Annotated in this window: 2 rRNA genes (1 of these 2 cut by a window edge); both read left to right on the top strand. The window is 54.9% G+C overall.

Features of this window, described 5'->3' with window-relative positions:
* Window positions 1–2,248, top strand: a 23S ribosomal RNA gene (locus BT115_RS18155); it begins 637 nt to the left of the window's first position.
* Between the two features lie 113 nt (window positions 2,249–2,361).
* A 5S ribosomal RNA gene (rrf, locus tag BT115_RS18150) occupies window positions 2,362–2,476 on the top strand.
* Window positions 2,477–2,500 lie beyond the last annotated feature (24 nt).

Below are 2,500 nucleotides of genomic sequence, written 5' to 3'. Positions count from 1 at the left end.
GTCTCTGGCAGTAGACCCGAAACCGAGTGATCTATCCTTGACCAGGTTGAAGGTGCGGTAACACGCACTGGAGGACCGAACCCACATCTGTTGCAATAGATGGGGATGAGTTGAGGATCGGAGTGAAAGGCTAAACAAACTCGGAGATAGCTGGTTCTCCTCGAAAGCTATTTAGGTAGCGCCTCGTGCGAACACTGTTGGGGGTAGAGCACTGTTATGGCTAGGGGGTCATTGAGACTTACCAAACCATGGCAAACTCCGAATACCAACACGTGCTACACGGGAGACACACGGCGGGTGCTAACGTCCGTCGTGAAAAGGGAAACAACCCAGACCCGCAGCTAAGGTCCCAAAGTCATAGCTAAGTGGAAAACGATGTGGAAAGGCATAGACAGCCAGGAGGTTGGCTTAGAAGCAGCCACCCTTTAAAGAAAGCGTAATAGCTCACTGGTCGAGTCGGTCTGCGCGGAAGATTTAACGGGGCTAAGCTATGCACCGAAGCTCGGGGTGTACAGATTTTGATCTGTACGCGGTAGAGGAGCGTTCCGTAGGCCTGTGAAGGTGAGTCGTAAGGCTTGCTGGAGGTATCGGAAGTGCGAATGCTGACATGAGTAACGATAAGGGGGGTGAAAAGCCCCCCCGCCGAAAGCCCAAGGTTTCCTCGCGCAACGTTCATCGGCGCAGGGTGAGTCGGCCCCTAAGGCGAGGCAGAAATGCGTAGTCGATGGGAAGCAGGTTAATATTCCTGCACTTTTCTACAGTGCGATGTGGGGACGGAGAAGGTTAGGTCTACCAGGCGTTGGTTGTCCTGGGGAAAGGCGGTAGGCGGTGATCTTAGGCAAATCCGGGATCACTTACGCCGAGCACCGAGACCAGTCCTATGAGGACGAAGTGACTGACACCACGCTTCCAGGAAAAGCCACTAAGCTTCAGCTGTAGAAAAACCGTACCGTAAACCGACACTGGTAGGCAGGGTGAGAATCCCAAGGCGCTTGAGAGAACTCGGGTGAAGGAACTAGGCAAAATGGCACCGTAACTTCGGGAGAAGGTGCGCCCCTTGGTGTGGTCACGTGCGTGACTGAGCATCGAGGGGTCGCAGTAACCTGGCCGCTGCGACTGTTTATCAAAAACACAGCACTCTGCAAACACGAAAGTGGACGTATAGGGTGTGACGCCTGCCCGGTGCTGGAAGGTTAATTGATGGGGTCAGCCGCAAGGCGAAGCTCTTGATCGAAGCCCCAGTAAACGGCGGCCGTAACTATAACGGTCCTAAGGTAGCGAAATTCCTTGTCGGGTAAGTTCCGACCTGCACGAATGGCGTAACGACAGCGGCGCTGTCTCCACCCGAGACTCAGTGAAATTGAAATCGCTGTGAAGATGCAGCGTTCCCGCGGCAAGACGGAAAGACCCCGTGAACCTTTACTATAGCTTTACACTGAACGTTGAGTTCTTCTGTGTAGGATAGGTGGGAGGCTATGAAACCGAGACGCTAGTTTCGGTGGAGCCATCCTTGAAATACCACCCTGAAGTGCTTGACGTTCTAACCTAGGTCCGTAATCCGGATCGGGGACCGTGTATGGTGGGTAGTTTGACTGGGGCGGTCTCCTCCCAAAGAGTAACGGAGGAGCACGAAGGTACGCTCAGCGCGGTCGGACATCGCGCACTGTGTGCAAAGGCATAAGCGTGCTTGACTGCGAGATCGACGGATCAAGCAGGTACGAAAGTAGGTCTTAGTGATCCGGTGGTTCTGTATGGAAGGGCCATCGCTCAACGGATAAAAGGTACTCCGGGGATAACAGGCTGATACCGCCCAAGAGTTCATATCGACGGCGGTGTTTGGCACCTCGATGTCGGCTCATCACATCCTGGGGCTGTAGCCGGTCCCAAGGGTATGGCTGTTCGCCATTTAAAGTGGTACGCGAGCTGGGTTCAGAACGTCGTGAGACAGTTCGGTCCCTATCTGTCGTGGGCGTTGGAGATTTGAGGGGGGCTGCTCCTAGTACGAGAGGACCGGAGTGGACGTTCCGCTGGTGTTCGGGTTGTCATGCCCATGGCATTGCCCGGTAGCTACGAACGGAAGTGATAACCGCTGAAAGCATCTAAGCGGGAAGCACGCCCCAAGATGAGATCTCCCGAGAGCTTGACTCTCCTTAAGGCACCATCAAGACTAGGTGGTTGATAGGCGCGGTGTGGAAGTGCAGCAATGCATTGAGCTTACGCGTACTAATGAGCCGTGAGGCTTGACCATATAACCCCAAGACGCTTCACCGTCTTAATACAGTCCTCCGGTCGTTCCCGGACGCTTGTCACTCGTTTACCCCCTTTGTGGAGCCGGCGCTCAGGCGCTGCTCCCACCCCTTCCCTGGCGGCTATAGCGGCGTGGTCCCACCTGATCCCATCCCGAACTCAGAAGTGAAACGCGCATGCGCCGATGGTAGTGTGGCTCAAGCCATGCAAGAGTAGGTCACCGCCAGGGGCTTTATCCTAAAAACCCGGTCTC

The sequence above is a fragment of the Luteibacter sp. UNCMF366Tsu5.1 genome (assembly GCF_900119235.1).
GTDB classification, from domain to species: Bacteria; Pseudomonadota; Gammaproteobacteria; order Xanthomonadales; family Rhodanobacteraceae; genus Luteibacter; species Luteibacter flocculans.
Note: the sequence above shows the minus strand (reverse complement) of the source record. Positions and strands in the feature narration are given on the sequence as shown.